Source organism: Pseudomonas sp. B7(2017) (genome assembly GCF_002112745.1).
Lineage (GTDB): Bacteria > Pseudomonadota > Gammaproteobacteria > Pseudomonadales > Pseudomonadaceae > Aquipseudomonas > Aquipseudomonas ekonensis.
On the sequence record NZ_NEIP01000004.1, the window covers coordinates 115,245 to 129,750 of the forward strand.

The 14,506-nt window shown below is 61.4% G+C and carries 17 protein-coding genes and 1 tRNA gene; 11 read left to right on the plus strand and 7 right to left on the minus strand.

Going from position 1 to position 14,506, the window contains the following annotated elements; genetic code table 11:
- The first annotated feature begins 5 nt into the window (after positions 1 to 5).
- From CAG29_RS09585 to CAG29_RS09600, 4 genes are read left to right on the plus strand one after another with little or no spacing between them, the layout of a single operon-like run.
- Complete coding sequence (locus tag CAG29_RS09585; protein ID WP_085585147.1) at positions 6 to 983, plus strand: tripartite tricarboxylate transporter substrate binding protein; 978 nt, start codon at positions 6 to 8, stop codon at positions 981 to 983.
- Between the two features lie 59 nt (positions 984 to 1,042).
- A complete protein-coding gene (locus CAG29_RS09590) occupies positions 1,043 to 1,501 on the plus strand; it encodes a tripartite tricarboxylate transporter TctB family protein (RefSeq protein ID WP_085585149.1) in 459 nt (152 codons plus the stop codon).
- Position 1,502: 1 nt separating this feature from the next.
- Entirely contained in the window at positions 1,503 to 3,017 is a 1,515-nt protein-coding gene (locus tag CAG29_RS09595) for a tripartite tricarboxylate transporter permease (protein ID WP_085633026.1), read from the plus strand.
- The gene (locus CAG29_RS09600; protein ID WP_085694315.1) at positions 3,010 to 4,044 is read left to right on the plus strand and encodes an AbrB family transcriptional regulator; all 1,035 of its coding nucleotides are present in this window, start codon (positions 3,010 to 3,012) and stop codon (positions 4,042 to 4,044) included. The genes CAG29_RS09595 and CAG29_RS09600 overlap by 8 nt, the downstream gene beginning before the upstream one ends.
- A 45-nt stretch (positions 4,045 to 4,089) precedes the next feature.
- Here CAG29_RS09600 and ung read toward each other — a convergent pair whose 3' ends face one another.
- Positions 4,090 to 4,782: a uracil-DNA glycosylase gene (gene ung, locus CAG29_RS09605; protein WP_085633092.1), complete on the minus strand. Its 693-nt coding sequence runs from the start codon at positions 4,780 to 4,782 to the stop codon at positions 4,090 to 4,092.
- A 132-nt stretch (positions 4,783 to 4,914) separates the two neighbouring features.
- Between ung and CAG29_RS09610 the strand changes: the two genes are divergently transcribed.
- A complete protein-coding gene (locus CAG29_RS09610) occupies positions 4,915 to 6,027 on the plus strand; it encodes an enoyl-CoA hydratase/isomerase family protein (RefSeq protein WP_085637213.1) in 1,113 nt (370 codons plus the stop codon).
- Positions 6,028 to 6,092: 65 nt separating this feature from the next.
- Here CAG29_RS09610 and CAG29_RS09615 read toward each other — a convergent pair whose 3' ends face one another.
- Both CAG29_RS09615 and CAG29_RS09620 read right to left on the minus strand, forming a co-directional pair.
- A complete protein-coding gene (locus CAG29_RS09615; protein ID WP_085633024.1) occupies positions 6,093 to 6,488 on the minus strand; it encodes a hypothetical protein in 396 nt (131 codons plus the stop codon).
- Positions 6,489 to 6,666: 178 nt separating this feature from the next.
- A complete protein-coding gene (locus CAG29_RS09620; RefSeq protein WP_085585160.1) occupies positions 6,667 to 6,900 on the minus strand; it encodes a hypothetical protein in 234 nt (77 codons plus the stop codon).
- Positions 6,901 to 7,142: 242 nt separating this feature from the next.
- Here CAG29_RS09620 and CAG29_RS09625 point away from each other — a divergent pair, with 242 nt between their 5' ends.
- From CAG29_RS09625 to CAG29_RS28155, 6 genes are all read left to right on the plus strand, one after another.
- A complete protein-coding gene (locus tag CAG29_RS09625; protein ID WP_085633020.1) occupies positions 7,143 to 8,630 on the plus strand; it encodes a sensor domain-containing diguanylate cyclase in 1,488 nt (495 codons plus the stop codon).
- Positions 8,623 to 8,850 carry a cysteine-rich CWC family protein gene (locus CAG29_RS09630; RefSeq protein WP_085694317.1) on the plus strand — a complete coding sequence of 76 codons (228 nt, stop codon included), beginning with the start codon at positions 8,623 to 8,625 and terminating at the stop codon, positions 8,848 to 8,850. Before CAG29_RS09625 ends, CAG29_RS09630 begins: the two co-directional genes overlap by 8 nt.
- A 33-nt stretch (positions 8,851 to 8,883) precedes the next feature.
- Complete coding sequence (locus CAG29_RS09635) at positions 8,884 to 9,576, plus strand: pseudouridine synthase (protein WP_085633018.1); 693 nt, start codon at positions 8,884 to 8,886, stop codon at positions 9,574 to 9,576.
- A 308-nt stretch (positions 9,577 to 9,884) separates the two neighbouring features.
- Positions 9,885 to 10,769 (plus strand): alpha/beta fold hydrolase, encoded by an 885-nt coding sequence (locus tag CAG29_RS09640; RefSeq protein ID WP_085585168.1) that lies wholly within the window; start codon positions 9,885 to 9,887, stop codon positions 10,767 to 10,769.
- A 171-nt stretch (positions 10,770 to 10,940) separates the two neighbouring features.
- Positions 10,941 to 11,014, plus strand: a tRNA-Gly gene (locus CAG29_RS09645).
- A gap of 238 nt (positions 11,015 to 11,252) precedes the next feature.
- A complete protein-coding gene (locus CAG29_RS28155; protein ID WP_139831484.1) occupies positions 11,253 to 11,363 on the plus strand; it encodes an Arm DNA-binding domain-containing protein in 111 nt (36 codons plus the stop codon).
- Between the two features lie 109 nt (positions 11,364 to 11,472).
- Here the strand turns inward: CAG29_RS28155 and CAG29_RS09650 are convergent, their stop codons facing one another.
- From CAG29_RS09650 to CAG29_RS09665, 4 genes are all read right to left on the minus strand, one after another.
- Positions 11,473 to 11,838, minus strand: a complete 366-nt coding sequence (locus CAG29_RS09650) for a hypothetical protein (RefSeq protein WP_085694319.1) — start codon at positions 11,836 to 11,838, stop codon at positions 11,473 to 11,475.
- Positions 11,823 to 12,605: a hypothetical protein gene (locus CAG29_RS09655; RefSeq protein ID WP_085694321.1), complete on the minus strand. Its 783-nt coding sequence runs from the start codon at positions 12,603 to 12,605 to the stop codon at positions 11,823 to 11,825. The genes CAG29_RS09650 and CAG29_RS09655 overlap by 16 nt, the downstream gene beginning before the upstream one ends.
- A 10-nt stretch (positions 12,606 to 12,615) precedes the next feature.
- Positions 12,616 to 13,161: a PAAR domain-containing protein gene (locus tag CAG29_RS09660; RefSeq protein ID WP_085694323.1), complete on the minus strand. Its 546-nt coding sequence runs from the start codon at positions 13,159 to 13,161 to the stop codon at positions 12,616 to 12,618.
- A gap of 387 nt (positions 13,162 to 13,548) precedes the next feature.
- A complete protein-coding gene (locus CAG29_RS09665) occupies positions 13,549 to 14,439 on the minus strand; it encodes an alpha/beta hydrolase (RefSeq protein ID WP_085585182.1) in 891 nt (296 codons plus the stop codon).
- Positions 14,440 to 14,506 lie beyond the last annotated feature (67 nt).

Consider the following 14,506-nt stretch of genomic DNA (forward strand, 5'->3'; position numbering starts at 1 on the left):
CATAGATGAACTTATCACTGCGTAAAGTCGCTCTGGCCGCCGGCCTCATGGTGTTCGCCGGCCAGCTGATGGCCGAGCCCAAACGCCCGGAATGCATCGCGCCGGCCTCCCCCGGCGGCGGCTTCGACCTGACCTGCAAACTGGCGCAGAGCGCGCTGGTGAACGAAAAGCTGCTGACCAAACCGATGCGCGTGACCTACATGCCCGGCGGCGTCGGCGCGGTGGCCTACAACGCGGTGGTCGCCCAGCGTCCGGCCGATGCGGGCACGCTGGTGGCGTGGTCGAGCGGTTCGCTGCTGAACCTGGCCCAGGGCAAGTTCGGCCGTTTCGATGAGACCAACGTGCGATGGCTGGCGGCGGTCGGCACCAGCTACGGCGCCATCGCGGTGAAAAGCGATTCGCCCTACAAGACCCTCGACGACCTGGTCAAGGCACTGAAGAAAGACCCGAGCGCCGTGGTGATCGGCTCCGGCGGCACCGTCGGCAGCCAGGACTGGATGCAGACCGCCCTGATCGCCAAGGCCGCCGGGATCAACCCGCGCGACCTGCGCTACGTCGCCCTCGAAGGCGGCGGCGAGATCGCCACCGCCCTGCTCGGCGGGCACATCCAGGTGGGCAGCACCGACATCTCCGACTCCATGCCGCACATCCTCAGCGGCGACATGCGCCTGCTGGCGGTGTTCGCCGAGAACCGCCTCGACGAGCCGGAAATGAAAGACATCCCGACCGCCCGCGAGCAAGGCTACGACATCGTCTGGCCGGTGGTGCGCGGCTTCTACCTGGGCCCGAAGGTCAGCGACGAAGACTACGCCTGGTGGAAAGCCTCCTTCGACAAGCTGCTGGCCTCCGACGAGTTCGCCAAGCTGCGCGATCAGCGCGAGCTGTTCCCCTTCGCCATGACCGGCCCGGAGCTGGACACCTACGTGAAGAAGCAAGTCGCGGACTACAAGGTGCTGGCCAAAGAGTTCGGCCTGATCCAGTGATCGTCTCTGTCTAGCGACCATGGCCCTGCCCGGCGGGGTCATGGCACAGGAGTGTCTCCATGCTCATTCAACGCATCTTCGCGTCGGTGCTGTTGCTGGCCTGTGCCGGCCTGGCGCTGATGGCCTGGCCGTACCAGGCGGCGTTTTCCTACGAACCCGTGGGCCCTCGGGCGTTTCCGTTGTTGATGCTCGGCCTGATGGGGTCAGCCTTGCTGTACATGCTGTTCCGCCCCGCGCCGATCAAGCACAGCGAGGACGAACCGCCGCTGGACCGCGAAACGCTGACCAAGATCGGCCTCTGCACCTTGTTGCTGCTGGTGTTCGCCGGCACTTTCGAACCGTTGGGCTTCATCCTGGCCAGCATCGTCACCGGTGTGCCGATGGCCCGGCTCTACGGCGGGCGCTGGCTGCCCAGCGCCGTGATCATCAGCCTGATGGCCATCGGTCTTTACCTGTTGTTCGACCGTCTGATGGACGTTCCCCTGCCCTTGGGCCTGCTCGACGTACTGGAGAACTGATATGGATACCCTCGGCTACTTGGGTCAGGGCTTCGGCGTCGCGCTGAGCCCCTACAACCTGGCGACCGCCCTGTGCGGCACCCTCATCGGCACCGTGGTCGGCCTGTTGCCGGGCCTCGGCCCGATCAACGGCGTCGCGTTGCTCATCCCGATCGCGTTCGCCCTCGGCCTGCCGCCGGAGTCGGCGCTGATCCTGCTGGCGGCGGTGTACCTGGGCTGCGAATACGGCGGACGGATCAGCTCGATCCTGCTGAACATCCCCGGCGAAGCCTCCACCGTGATGACCACCCTGGACGGCTACCCGATGGCCCGCCAGGGCCTGGCCGGGGTGGCGCTGTCGCTGTCGGCGTGGAGTTCGTTCATCGGCGCATTCATCGCCACCTGCGGCATGGTGCTGTTCGCACCGCTGCTGGCGAAGTGGGCGATCGCGTTCGGGCCGGCCGAATACTTCGTGCTGATGGTGTTCGCGATCGTCTGCCTGGGCGGCATGGCCGGCGACCGGCCGTTGAAGACCTTCATCGCGGCGCTGATCGGCCTGTTCCTGTCCACGGTCGGCATCGACGCCAACAGCGGCGTATACCGCTTCACCGGCGACAACATCCACCTGACGGACGGCATCCAGTTCGTGGTGCTGGTGCTGGGCCTGTTCTCCATCAGCGAAATCCTGCTGTTGCTGGAGAAGACCCATCACGGCCAGGAAGCGGTGAAAGCCACCGGCCGCATGCTGTTCAACTTCAAGGAAGCGGCTTCGGTGTTCGTGGTGAACATCCGCTGCGGCGTGCTGGGCTTCATCATGGGCGTCCTGCCGGGTGCCGGGGCGACCCTGGCCAGCGCCGTGGCCTACATGACGGAAAAACGCATCGCCGGCACCGGCGGCACGTTCGGCCAAGGCGACAAGCGCGGCCTCGCCGCCCCGGAAACCGCCATCGGCGGCGCCGCCTGCGGTGCGCTGGTGCCGATGCTGACCCTCGGCGTTCCGGGCTCGGGCACCACCGCGGTGATGATCGGCGCCCTGTCGCTGTACAACATTACGCCAGGCCCGCTGCTGTTCCAGGATCAGCCGGACATCGTCTGGGGCCTGATCGCGTCGCTGTTCATCGCCAACGTGATGCTGGTGATCCTCAACATCCCGATGATCCGCGTCTTCACCCGCATCCTCGCCGTGCCGAACTGGGCGCTGGTGCCGGTGATCGCCATCATCACCGGGATCGGCGTCTACGCCGTGCACGCCACCACCTTCGACCTGTTCCTGATGATCGGCATCGGCATCTTCGGCTACATCCTGCGCAAACTGGATTTCCCGCTGTCGCCGCTGTTGCTGGGCTTCATCCTCGGCGGCCTGATGGAGCAGAACCTGCGCCGCGCCCTGTCGATCTCCAACGGCGCGCTGGACATCCTCTGGTCGAGCCCGATCACCTTCGGCGTCTGGGTGCTGACCGCCGTCATGCTGGCCGTGCCGCTTCTGCGCATCTGGCGCAAACGTTCGGCCGCGCAGCGCACCATCGCCGATGTCTGACCGGACATCGCTCAAAGGCTGGTGGGGAACACCGCTGGTCGGTCTGCTGGGCGGCTACGTCGCCAGCCAGATCGGCTGGCCGCTGCCGTGGATGGTCGGCTCGCTCCTGGCGATCATCCTCGTGCGCTGTCTGACGCCGTGGCAACTGGCTGAAATCCCCGGCGGCCGCAAATGCGGCCAATGGATCGTCGGCATCGGCATCGGCCTGCACTTCACCCCACTGGTGATGGAACAGGTGCTGAGCCACTTCGGCCTGATCTTCTTCGGGGCGCTGGTCACCAGCCTGTCGGCAGTGGTCGGCGTGTGGCTGATGCGGCGCACCGGCGAGGATCGCGCCACCGCGTTCTTCTCCAGCATGCCCGGCGGCTCGGGCGAGATGGTCAACCTCGGCGCCCGCAACGGCGCGATGCTCAGCCATGTGGCGGCGGGGCAGAGCCTGCGGGTGCTGGTGGTGGTGCTGTGCGTGCCGGCGGCGTTCAAGTACCTGCTCGGCGAAGGCACGCCGATTGCCCACGCCGGCAGCGTCGATTGGCGCTGGCTGGCGTTGCTGTTTCCGGCGGGCGCCCTGCTCGCCTGGCTCTGGCAGCGCCTGCGCCAGCCCAACCCATGGCTGTTCGGGCCGTTGCTGGTGAGCGCGGCGGTCAGCATCGGCTGGGATCTGCACATCGGCCTGCCCAACGGCGGCAGCCAGATCGGCCAGTGGCTGATCGGCAGCGGCCTGGGCTGTCACTTCAACCGGCAGTTCTTCCGCCGCGCGCCGTCGTTCATGGGCCGTACCTTGATCGGCACGGCGCTGACCATGCTGATCGCCACACTGGCGGCGCTGGGATTGAGTGCGCTGACCCACCTGGACCTGCGCTCGCTGACCCTGGGGATGATGCCCGGCGGCATCGCCGAAATGAGCCTGACGGCGGAAACCCTGCAGCTGTCGGTGCCGCTGGTGACGGCGATGCAGGTGATGCGCTTGCTGTTCGTGCTGTTTCTCGCGGAGCCGTTGTTCCGGTACTGGAACCGCAGCCCCGAGTGACACCGCTTGGTTGTGGTGAAGGAGCTTGCTCCCTCGCCACCGGTTTCAGAGCGGCGGCAATTGCCACCGGATCGGCGTCTCGCCGTTCTGCTCAAGGAACTTGTTGGTGCGGCTGAAGTGCCCGCAACCGAGAAAGCCCCGGTAGGCCGACAGCGGCGACGGGTGCACCGAGGTCAGCACCAGGTGCTTGGTCGCGTCGATCAGCTTCTGTTTGCTCTGGGCGTGGGAGCCCCACAGCATGAACACCAGGTGCGGCTGCCGCTGGCTGACCACCTCGATGATCCGGTCGGTGAAGAACTGCCAGCCCTTGTCCTTGTGCGCATTGGCGTTGGCGCGTTCGACGGTCATCGTGGTGTTGAGCATCAGCACGCCCTGATCGGCCCAGCTCTGCAGATAGCCGTGGTTGGGGATGTCGATGTTCAGGTCGCGCTTGAGCTCTTTGTAGATGTTGACCAGCGACGGCGGCGCCGGCACGCCCGGCTGCACCGAGAAGCACAGACCGTGGGCCTGGCCCGGGCCGTGGTACGGGTCCTGGCCGAGGATGACCACTTTCACCTTGTCCAGCGGCGTCGAGTTCAGCGCGTTGAAGATCAGCGGCCCCGGCGGATAGATCTCCTTGCCGGCCGCCCGCTCCTGCTGCAGGAAAGTGCGCAACTCCGCCATGTAGGGCTGGTCGAACTCGGCACGCAGTGCCTCCTTCCAGCTCGGTTCGAGTTTGATACGGTCGTCAGCAGTCATGGTCATACCCGGCAAAAACAATGGGGCGAACCCTAGGAAAGCCGACAACGCTTGTCAATTGATCTGACACGGAACCGGCACTTTCCCGTACAGCGATCATACTGAACGCTCAAATTCCCGATCGAGGTCACGATGAACCTGCACTTCGAAGAACGCACCGGCACCGACGGCGCCCGCCTGGGTATCGCCACCCTGGATGCCGAAAAGTCGCTCAACGCGCTGTCCCTGCCGATGATCCACGCCCTGAGCGACAAACTGAGCGCCTGGGCCAAGGATCCGCAAATCGTCTGCGTGCTGTTGCGCGGCAACGGCGCCAAGGCGTTCTGCGCCGGCGGCGAAGTGCGCAGCCTGGTGGAGGCCTGCCGCGCCCACCCCGGTGAAGTGCCGCCCTTGGCCGCGCAGTTCTTCAACGCCGAATACCGCCTCGACTACAGCCTGCACACCTACCCCAAGCCGCTGATCTGCTGGGGCCACGGCTACGTGCTCGGCGGCGGCATGGGCCTGCTGCAGGGCGCCAGCACCCGCATCGTCACGCCGAGCAGCCGCCTGGCCATGCCGGAGATCAGCATCGGCCTGTACCCGGATGTCGGCGCCAGTTGGTTCCTGTCGCGGTTGCCGGGCAAGCTTGGCCTGTTCCTCGGCCTCACTGGCGCACAGATGAACGGCCGCGATGCACTGGACCTGGACCTGGCCGACCGTTTCCTGCTCGACGAACAGCAGCCGGAACTGATCGAGCGCCTGCTGCAGCTCAACTGGCAGGAACAGACCGCCATGCAGCTCAACAGCCTGCTCAAGGCCCTGCAGCAGGAGGCGGCAGCGCAGATGCCCGACGCGCAGTGGCTGCCGAGGCGCCGGCAGATCGACGAACTGCTGGACGTCAGCGACGTGGCCTGCGCGTGGAAAGCCATCACCCTGCAACGCGACAGCGGCGACCTGCTGATCGCCCGCGCGGCGAAGACCCTGAGCGAAGGCGCGCCGCTGACGGCGCACCTGGTCTGGGAACAGATCGTCCGCGCCCGCCACTTGTCATTGGCGGAAGTCTTTCAGATGGAATACACCTTGAGCCTCAATTGCTGCCGCCACCCGGAGTTCAGCGAAGGGGTGCGGGCGCGGCTGATCGACAAGGACCAAAAGCCGCACTGGCATTGGCCGGATGTCAGCCGCGTGCCGGAGGCGGTGGTGGAGGCGCATTTTCACAAGGTCTGGGAGGGGCGGCATCCGCTGGCGGATCTGTCGGCTTACTGAGGCCCGGGGTCAATCGCGGACACAAAAAAAGCGGCGCTCGATGCGCCGCTTTTTGCTGCGGTGAATTACCAGCGACCGCGACCGTTGTGGTCACCCCGGTCGCCGTGACGGTCATGGTCGCCCCGTCCCCGGTGGTTATCCCAGCCACCGCGATGGCCGTCCCAGCGTCCGCGGTCATTGTCGTGCCAGCGCCGGCTCTCGTAGTAGCGCGGCGCCGAATAGTAGCGCGGGGCCGGTTGGTAATAGCGCGGCGCCGAGTAATAGCGGGGAGCCGGCTGGTAGTAGCGCGGAGCAGAGTAATAGGTACTGCCCCCGCTGTAGTAAGTGCCACCACTGGTGTAGTACGACGGCGACTGGGACGTGTAGACCTCCGAACTGTAGTAGCCATCTCCGTAGGAATATGGGACGCATCCGCCAATGGAAAACAGCATCACGGCAAGCAGAAGAATTCGGCGATACATGGCGGCCTCCTGGACCGCGGGTGGGCCACGCCAGCGACGCTGGCAGGCGTCAGTCGTTTATTCGGTGACTGACGAATGATCTGACAGCGTTTTCGGAATCTGGTGCGCTTCGGTAACAACTTGAAACACGTAGCCGATGAAAGGTTGTTCATCTTCTACGGCCCGATTCACGGGGTGATTAATGGTGCCAGCGGTGGTATCCGCCACGGTAATAACCGGGGCCGTGGCCGCCGTAATAGTAGTAGCGGGCGCCGCCGTAGTAGCGCGGGCCGTAGTACCCGCCGTAGGAGTAAGGCGAGTAGTAGCCGGGATAGTAGTAAGGGGCGGAATAGGCATCGTAGGTGCCGGCGTAGTAATAGCATCCCGACAAACCAAGACCGAGCAACAGACCCAGCAGGATTCGACGAAACATGATGGCCTCCTGAAAGACCTGCGACCGACGACGAAGGAATCCGGCCGACACTCTTTTGACTGGTTGGCGCCCCTCAAGTGCCGATGCCGCCGTAGGTTCGGATCAGTGGCGCAGACGTCTGCGCGAGAGGCCAAAACGGACGAAGTTTCCTGCGAATCGGATTCGGTTCGCACAGAGGCAGCTATTTCTCCCGCCGTGCCACTAGAATGCCTGCCATCAGGTCACCGCCAAGGGAATCGCCCATGCCGCTCAGATCCGCGCTGTACTCCCAACGCTCGCTGGTGATGACCGTGGTCATCCTGCTCGGCGCCGGTTTCCTGGCCACTTCGCTGCTCAGCTATTACGCCTCGCGCACCTCGATCCGCGACAACATCGTCAACACCGAACTGCCGCTGACGTCCGACACCGTCTACTCGGAAATCCAGAAAGACCTCGTCAGACCGATCCTGATTTCGTCGATGATGTCCCGCGACACCTTCATGCGTGACTGGGTGGTGAACGGTGAGAAGGACACCGACCAGATGACCCGTTACCTCGACGAGGTCATGACCCATTACGGCGCCTACACTGCGTTCTTCGTTTCCAACAGCACCCATACCTACTACCACGCCAAAGGCGTGCTCAAGCAGGTGCGAATCGATGAGCCGCGCGATGCCTGGTACTTCCGCGTGCGCGACATGAAGGATCCGTACGAGATCAACGTCGACCCGGACCTGGCCAACAAAGACAACATGACCTTCTTCATCAACTACAAGGTCTACGACTACCACGGCCGCTTCATCGGCGCGGCCGGGGTGGGGCTGACGGTGGACGCGGTGATCAAGCTGATCGACAAGTACCAGCAGCGCTACCAGCGCAGTGTGTACTTCGTCGACACCTTCGGCCGGCTGGTGCTCACCGGCGCCGAAGGCGGCCCGGAAGGCGCCCGCGCCGGCAAAAGCCTGAACGACCTGGACAGCATGAAAAACCTGGTCAGCCAGTTGCCCAAACCCCACAGCGGCAGCTACGAATATTCCGCCCACGGTCTGGGACATTTCCTCAACGTGCGGTTCATCCCGGAGCTCAACTGGTACCTGTTCGTCGACAAGCGCGAAGACGGCGCCCTGAGCGAAATCCGCCAGTCGCTGTACCTCAACCTGCTGATCTGCCTGCTGGTGACGCTGATCGTGCTGGCCCTGCTCAACCGGGTGATCCGCCGCTTCCAGGAAAAGATCCACGCCCAGGCCACCCTCGACAGCCTCACCGAACTGCCGAACCGGCGCGGCTTCGACCTGCTTGCCGTGCAGGCCCTGCACGAGGCGCAGCGGGAACCGAAACCGCTGACCGCGCTGCTGCTGGACTTGGATCACTTCAAGGCGCTGAACGACACCTACGGCCACATGGCCGGTGACCAGGTGCTGATCGGCTTCGCCCGCGACCTGCAAAGCTGCCTGCGCCATTCCGACATCGTCTGCCGCTGGGGCGGTGAGGAATTCATCGTTTTGCTGAAGGACACCGACGGCGCCACCGGTCAGAAAATTGCCGAGAAAATCCGTCGGCACGTCGAGCAGCACGAATATGCCTACAACGGCCATGCCCTGAACCTGACCGTCAGCATCGGCATCACCACCCTGCAACGGGACGACACCTTGCACAGTCTGCTGTCCCGGGCCGATCATGCGATGTACCGGGCCAAGCAAACCGGCCGCAACCGCACCTGCATGGAAATGCCCCACTCGACCTATGCCTGACCTTCCTCGTCCCGACCTCTGCCCGGCCTGCGGTGCCCGCAACGACTGCACCCTGGCCGACCCGCGCACCGCCGACCGCGCCTGCTGGTGCTACGGCGTGACCATCGATGCGGCGGTGCTCCAGGCCCTGCCGCCCGAACTGCGCGACCGCGCCTGCCTGTGCCCGCGTTGCGCGCAGGTCGAAGCGCAACTGCAAGCGTCCGGGCCGCCGATCCCGTAAGATGCGCGCCCCTGTGCCCACCGATTCCTGACCATGCGCGTCGACCGTTTCCTCAGCAACCTGCCCCGCTACAACCGTCAGCAAGTTCGCCTGCTGCTGGTGGAAAAGCGTGTGAGCATCGACGGAAAAGTCGTCAGCGACCCGCACAGCGACGTGTTGGAGTTCAGCCGCGTCGAGGTGGACGGCGAAGTGCTGCAGGCCGGCAAACCGGCGCGCTACTTCATGCTGCACAAGCCGCCGGGCTGCGTCAGCGCCACCCGCGATCCGCAGCACCCGACCGTGCTGGATCTGATCCTGGAAGCGGACAAGGACGACCTGCACATCGCCGGCCGGCTGGACTTCAACACCACCGGGCTGATGCTGATCACCAACGACGGCGCCTGGTCGCGGCGCCTCACCCAGCCGCAGACCAAACTGCCGAAGGTCTACTACGTGGAGACCGAACAGGAAATCGGCCCGGAATATGCGAGCACATTCGCCCAGGGGATCTACTTCGCCTTCGAAGACCTGACCACGCAGCCGGCGGTGCTGGACGTGATCGGCCCGAAGACGGCGCGGTTGAGCATCGTCGAGGGCCGCTACCATCAGGTGAAGCGCATGTTCGGTCACTTCAACAACAAAGTGCTGCGCCTGCACCGCGAATCCATGGGCCCGCTGCATCTGGACAATGCGCTAAAACCGGGCGAGTACCGCGCTTTGCGCACCGAAGAGATCCATTTGTTCTAAGCCTGCGACCGCTCAGCAGAAGTTGTCGAACAAATTACCGACGGCACTTGCGCGATCCTGATCCCCCTGCTTGAATCAGGACGTCGGCCAAAATGTGACCGATGAGTCACAACATACTTCTAAGAAACCTTTTGCCGGCAGAGAGCCCAAGGCTCCGCCTCCCCCGGCAAATCGCCCGCCAATAACAACACCCGTCGACCTGCCGTAACGGATCGACATGGGCCCGCAAAATTCCAGGCGTATGCCTACCTGTCACAAAGCTCGTGCAATCTTTTGCGCGCATACCCGCTTGCCAGGAGTCTTATGACATGAGGCCAGAAATCGCTGTGCTGGATATACAGGGTCAGTATCGGGTTTACACGGAGTTCTATCGCGCAGACGCCGCAGAGAAGACCATCATCTTGGTCAACGGCTCGATGGCCACGACTGCGTCGTTTGCGCAAACCGTCAAGAACCTGCACCCGCAATTCAACGTGGTCTGCTACGACCAACCCTACGCTGGCCGCTCCAAGGCGCACAACCGCCACGACAGGATGCTGACCAAGGAAGTCGAGGCCCAGATCCTGCTGGAGCTGATCGACCACTTCGCCGCCGAGCATGTGCTGTCGTTCTCCTGGGGCGGCGCCGCCACCATGATGGCCCTGGCGCATCGTCCCCGGCGCATCGAACGGGCCGTGATCAGCTCGTTCTCCCCGGTAATCAACGAACCGATGCGCGACTACCTCGAACGCGGCGTCGAACACCTCGGCAACCTGGACCGCGACCGCGTCGGCCATCTGGTGAACAACACCATCGGCAAACACCTGCCGTCGCTGTTCAAGCGCTTCAACTATCGCCACGTCAGCAGCCTGGCCGAGCACGAATACGGGCAGATGCACTTTCACATCAACGAGGTGCTGAACAACGACCGCGACTGCTACCTGCGCGCCGCCAAGCAGATCGACGTGCCGGTGCTGTTCATGAACGGCGAATGGGACGAGTACACCTCGGCCGTGGACGCCAAGCTGTTCGGCAACCATGTGCAGCTGAGCACCTTCAGCACGCTGCAGGCCACCGGCCACTTCCTCGACATGGAACACAAGGCCGCCTGCGAAGGCAGCCGCAAGGCATTGCTGGGTTTCCTGAAACCTGCGCAGCACAGCAGCCGCGCGCGCAACGCGTTCGCCCAGGACTACCATGCATTGGCCATCTGAAAAAGCGTCACCGCGAGCAAGCCTGCGCCACTGAAGCCTTTACCGACTTCACGCCCGCAGCGCTTGCCCGCGACTGACCGAACGCACGTCTGCTTCAAGCTTTGAAGGCCATCCGGCGCAAAGAAAACTTCAAATCCGCGCCCGAGTCTGGTACAAAGTCAGCCGTTCCGAGCGGGTGTCGTATAATGGCATTACTCCAGCTTCCCAAGCTGATAACGAGGGTTCGATTCCCTTCACCCGCTCCACATCACCTTTCCATGGATGTTTATACAAATCCACGGAACGCATGCAAGTCACTGAGCTGATACGGTTTTTCCTCCCAGCTTGATTCCAGTGACATCCAGCGAAATCCACTGACAGCCGGCCTTTTCCGGCACATGAAGTGGTACATCTTTGCGGCCGCCCCGGTATCGCATTGTTGCTGGAGGAGCGACCCCCGAGGCATGACCATCGCATCCAACTCTCATCTGAGGAGTTGGGCACATGCTCACCGATTTGAAAATCCGCCAAGCCAAATCCACTGACAAAAACTACACGCTCAACGATTGCGACGGGCTCTATCTGTTTGTTTCGGCAAGCGGCTCCAAGCTTTAGCACTTTCGCTATACACGGCTCGGCAAGCGAAACCGTTTCTCACGACGCAGGGAGGGGTTCGAACCTTCATCTCAGGGGCTCGATAATTGCGCTAAATATTCTTGAAGGGTTATTGGAATTGATCAAATTTCATCAGTTCTTTCCAGATGTAACCGTAGCTGTAGCGTAGCCAACAAACTTTTAACCGGTCAAAGCTACGCCTTACCCAACTGCTTTCTCGTGCTTTGAGTTCTTTCGCTATTTCATCCAGTAACCATTCATCCTGAAAACCGGTCCAAACAGGTGGGACAGGCGTTTCGAGGTTGCTGAAACACACGGGAGCTACCTCTGAATACAAGATGTCTTCAACAACCTTTGGATCATAGCCGCGGATTCGTTCTGCGATAGAGGCGTAGTCGACAAAACTATCTACAAATGCCTCTGCCAGCGCAATCTGGATGTTCGCTCTTTCCGCGGAAGTCAGAATATGTCCCAATGGGCCAGCTCCTCTAGCTCGGCGTCGAACGTATCAGCCGCAACCCCTCCAGCAATGCCGCCGGCAATACTTCCAATGAGAACAACGGCTATGGCGCAGGCCGGCGCTCCAGGTCCACAAAGAGCGGATACACCCAAGCCCGCCAGGAAACCACCTGCCGCACCACCACTGAGGATGGTGGCCTGACGGGCCGTTTCTTTGGCTTTGTCGTCTGCGTTCAGTATTTGGTAAGAGGCAAGCACCGCTGTCATGATGATGCCGACCTTCCCCATGACGGACATGATTTTTGTGCCAGAAGTGAATTTGGCATTGGCACTACCAGACCGCTCTAGAGCTTTGTACAAAACCTCTTTCTGTTGAGCCTTAGAAAGTTGTTCGTAATTTTTGTTGAACTGGGCTTGAGATTTTCCATCCAGTATTTCTCTGTATGTTTTTCCAGTACTCTTCTTTTTTTGCACGATGGCAAGGCCGTGTGCAGACGTCAGTTTGCGGTGTTCGTACATGATTTTGTTGCGCATCTCGTTGCTGAACTTTGTCGCGTCCTCAACGCTGATATTGCCGGCTCTGACTTCAGCGAAGATCTGCTGTGACATTCGTCGAATATTGCCCTCGTAGCTAGCACGGACGCGCTCGTCCTTGATGGCATCGATGGAAAAACGGCTGGCCGCCCCCTCCATGCCTGCAACCGCCATCTCTAGGGGAGAACGGTCGAGAGTGTGTTCGCTTTTGACAACATAACTTCCGGTTACCAGGTTCGGTTCCGTCACGAGAAAATCCTTATCCCAAAATGTCGTTCAGCAACCCGTCAATACCTGAGGTGGTGCAGGCAATCTCGTCTTGGGTAAATGCCAAGGTATGACATGTCTTACCGGTGGGATTAGAAAATTTGACCGAGTTGTTTGCGTCAAAGACGCCGGGCATGGACGCCCCATCATCAAAGTGTGCCGTGCAGGCAAATCCTTCGTAGCTTTCTTCCGCAGAAATTTTAAAGCCAATCCAGTTACCGTGGATGACCAAGGGCGTAGGTGGAGTAAAGGGAGCGGGGGTATGGGTGCTTCCGATGATGACCGTACTCGAACCGCCGATCACGACGTCGCCATGGGTGCCAACAGTGCCGACCAGTGCGGCATTTTGGCCGTTGATAAACACGGTGCTGGACACGTCTGAGGCTAACGCACTACCACAGGTGCACGCGTCCCCTTTGCGAGCGGCCGCAAGACCGTCGAAGAACACATCAGGAGAACCCGAGGCGATTGCTTTGGAACCGTGCCCAGGCATAGCACAACTGGTTGGATCAGTAATACGTGCCGCTGGCTTTGCCATGCTTGACTCCCTGTCAAAGATTTTCCGGAGCCGACTGTATCAGACTCGCGTTGACGGTGGCCTGCACCTATGCAGCCAGACGCGAGCGATGGACGAACAATTGCTTAGATACTTCTATATTTGTCCTTCAAAAATCGGCAAAGGCTAGGCAGGGCACAAACCATCTTCGGATCGAACCAGCGTCTGCTTTCGGCCAAAAGCAGCCGTTAGATCGTTTCGATGATGAAATGGACGTCAATACCCCGTGCTTCTGGCAAAGCCCTTGGCTTATGTGCAACTCGCGTGCAGCTTTCTAGCCACTACGCGTCCAGTCAAATCGTACTTTTCCATTTCTTGTCCTCAGGCCACTCGGCCTTGATCATTGCTTTGCAGGGAGGGTGCTGAACGCTAGACAGGCACGTTGCGGCGTAGAAATTCGAGCTGCTGGCGATTCACTCGCTCGAAGGCTTCGCCACCGTAAATTTCGAAATGGCCTTCTGAGCAGAGAACCACCTCAGCTTTTTTGGCTTGCCTGGCATAGCGCAGCGTCGGCCCAGAGGGGGCCACGCTATCGGTCTCGCACACGTGAACCAGCAAAGGGCAGTTGATCTCAGCGGCGCTGCGTCCTGGGTGATAGCTGGAGATATCCAGGGCAATTCGTGCAGCGGCTTTGTTGATAAATGCCTTGCCCTCCGGCACGAGAGCGAGGTAGCCAGGCAGAGCATCAGGAGCCGTCATCAAAGCTGCAGCGTTAGCAGGCCCAGCAACATCTACCAGCAACGGAGCCGCGCCGAAGATCGAGCCAATGCGATCAACGACGCCCAAGAGCGTCAGCTTCAAAGCCGTTCTTGTGCTTTGGGCCATTGCAGAAGCGCATCCAGAGGTAAACGGGCATTGGCTCATCACTGCAGCTACACAGCCGTCCTGTGCGCCAACGCGCATGACATGGCCGCCACTGAATGATGTACCCCAAAGAATTACTCGCTTGGCATCCAACTCAGTTCTGGAACGTGCGTAGGAAATAGCAGAGCGCCAGTCCTCCAGTTGCCTGGAGATGCTGAGCAAATTTCTAGGGTTGCCGTCGCTGTCGCCGAAGTGGCGGTAGTCGAAAACAAGGCAGGCATAGCCAGCATTTCTGAATCGCTCAGCGACCATGTCCAGCCGCATATGGCGAATGGCCCCCAAACCGTGAGCCATGACGATGACGGGTAGTGGCTTCTCCCCTGCGGATGGCAGGTACAGCCAAGCTGAGCAACGTGAATTTCCCGAAGCGAAGGAAACATCCAGGCGTGAAGTCATGGGGCAGCGAACCTCTTTCGTTTTTTTGATGCTATTCCAATTTTAGAAGTGCATCAAATTTTTTTCA

Bases quoted from the DNA above. Each gene is read 5' to 3' on its own strand.
- CAG29_RS09585 (WP_085585147.1), top strand. From the start codon at position 6: ATGAACTTATCACTGCGTAAAGTCGCTCTGGCCGCCGGCCTCATGGTG.
- CAG29_RS09590 (WP_085585149.1), top strand. From the start codon at position 1,043: ATGCTCATTCAACGCATCTTCGCGTCGGTGCTGTTGCTGGCCTGTGCC.
- CAG29_RS09595 (WP_085633026.1), top strand. From the start codon at position 1,503: ATGGATACCCTCGGCTACTTGGGTCAGGGCTTCGGCGTCGCGCTGAGC.
- CAG29_RS09600 (WP_085694315.1), top strand. From the start codon at position 3,010: ATGTCTGACCGGACATCGCTCAAAGGCTGGTGGGGAACACCGCTGGTC.
- ung (WP_085633092.1), bottom strand. From the start codon at position 4,782: ATGACTGCTGACGACCGTATCAAACTCGAACCGAGCTGGAAGGAGGCA.
- CAG29_RS09610 (WP_085637213.1), top strand. From the start codon at position 4,915: ATGAACCTGCACTTCGAAGAACGCACCGGCACCGACGGCGCCCGCCTG.
- CAG29_RS09615 (WP_085633024.1), bottom strand. From the start codon at position 6,488: ATGTATCGCCGAATTCTTCTGCTTGCCGTGATGCTGTTTTCCATTGGC.
- CAG29_RS09620 (WP_085585160.1), bottom strand. From the start codon at position 6,900: ATGTTTCGTCGAATCCTGCTGGGTCTGTTGCTCGGTCTTGGTTTGTCG.
- CAG29_RS09625 (WP_085633020.1), top strand. From the start codon at position 7,143: ATGCCGCTCAGATCCGCGCTGTACTCCCAACGCTCGCTGGTGATGACC.
- CAG29_RS09630 (WP_085694317.1), top strand. From the start codon at position 8,623: ATGCCTGACCTTCCTCGTCCCGACCTCTGCCCGGCCTGCGGTGCCCGC.
- CAG29_RS09635 (WP_085633018.1), top strand. From the start codon at position 8,884: ATGCGCGTCGACCGTTTCCTCAGCAACCTGCCCCGCTACAACCGTCAG.
- CAG29_RS09640 (WP_085585168.1), top strand. From the start codon at position 9,885: ATGAGGCCAGAAATCGCTGTGCTGGATATACAGGGTCAGTATCGGGTT.
- CAG29_RS28155 (WP_139831484.1), top strand. From the start codon at position 11,253: ATGCTCACCGATTTGAAAATCCGCCAAGCCAAATCCACTGACAAAAAC.
- CAG29_RS09660 (WP_085694323.1), bottom strand. From the start codon at position 13,161: ATGGCAAAGCCAGCGGCACGTATTACTGATCCAACCAGTTGTGCTATG.
- CAG29_RS09665 (WP_085585182.1), bottom strand. From the start codon at position 14,439: ATGACTTCACGCCTGGATGTTTCCTTCGCTTCGGGAAATTCACGTTGC.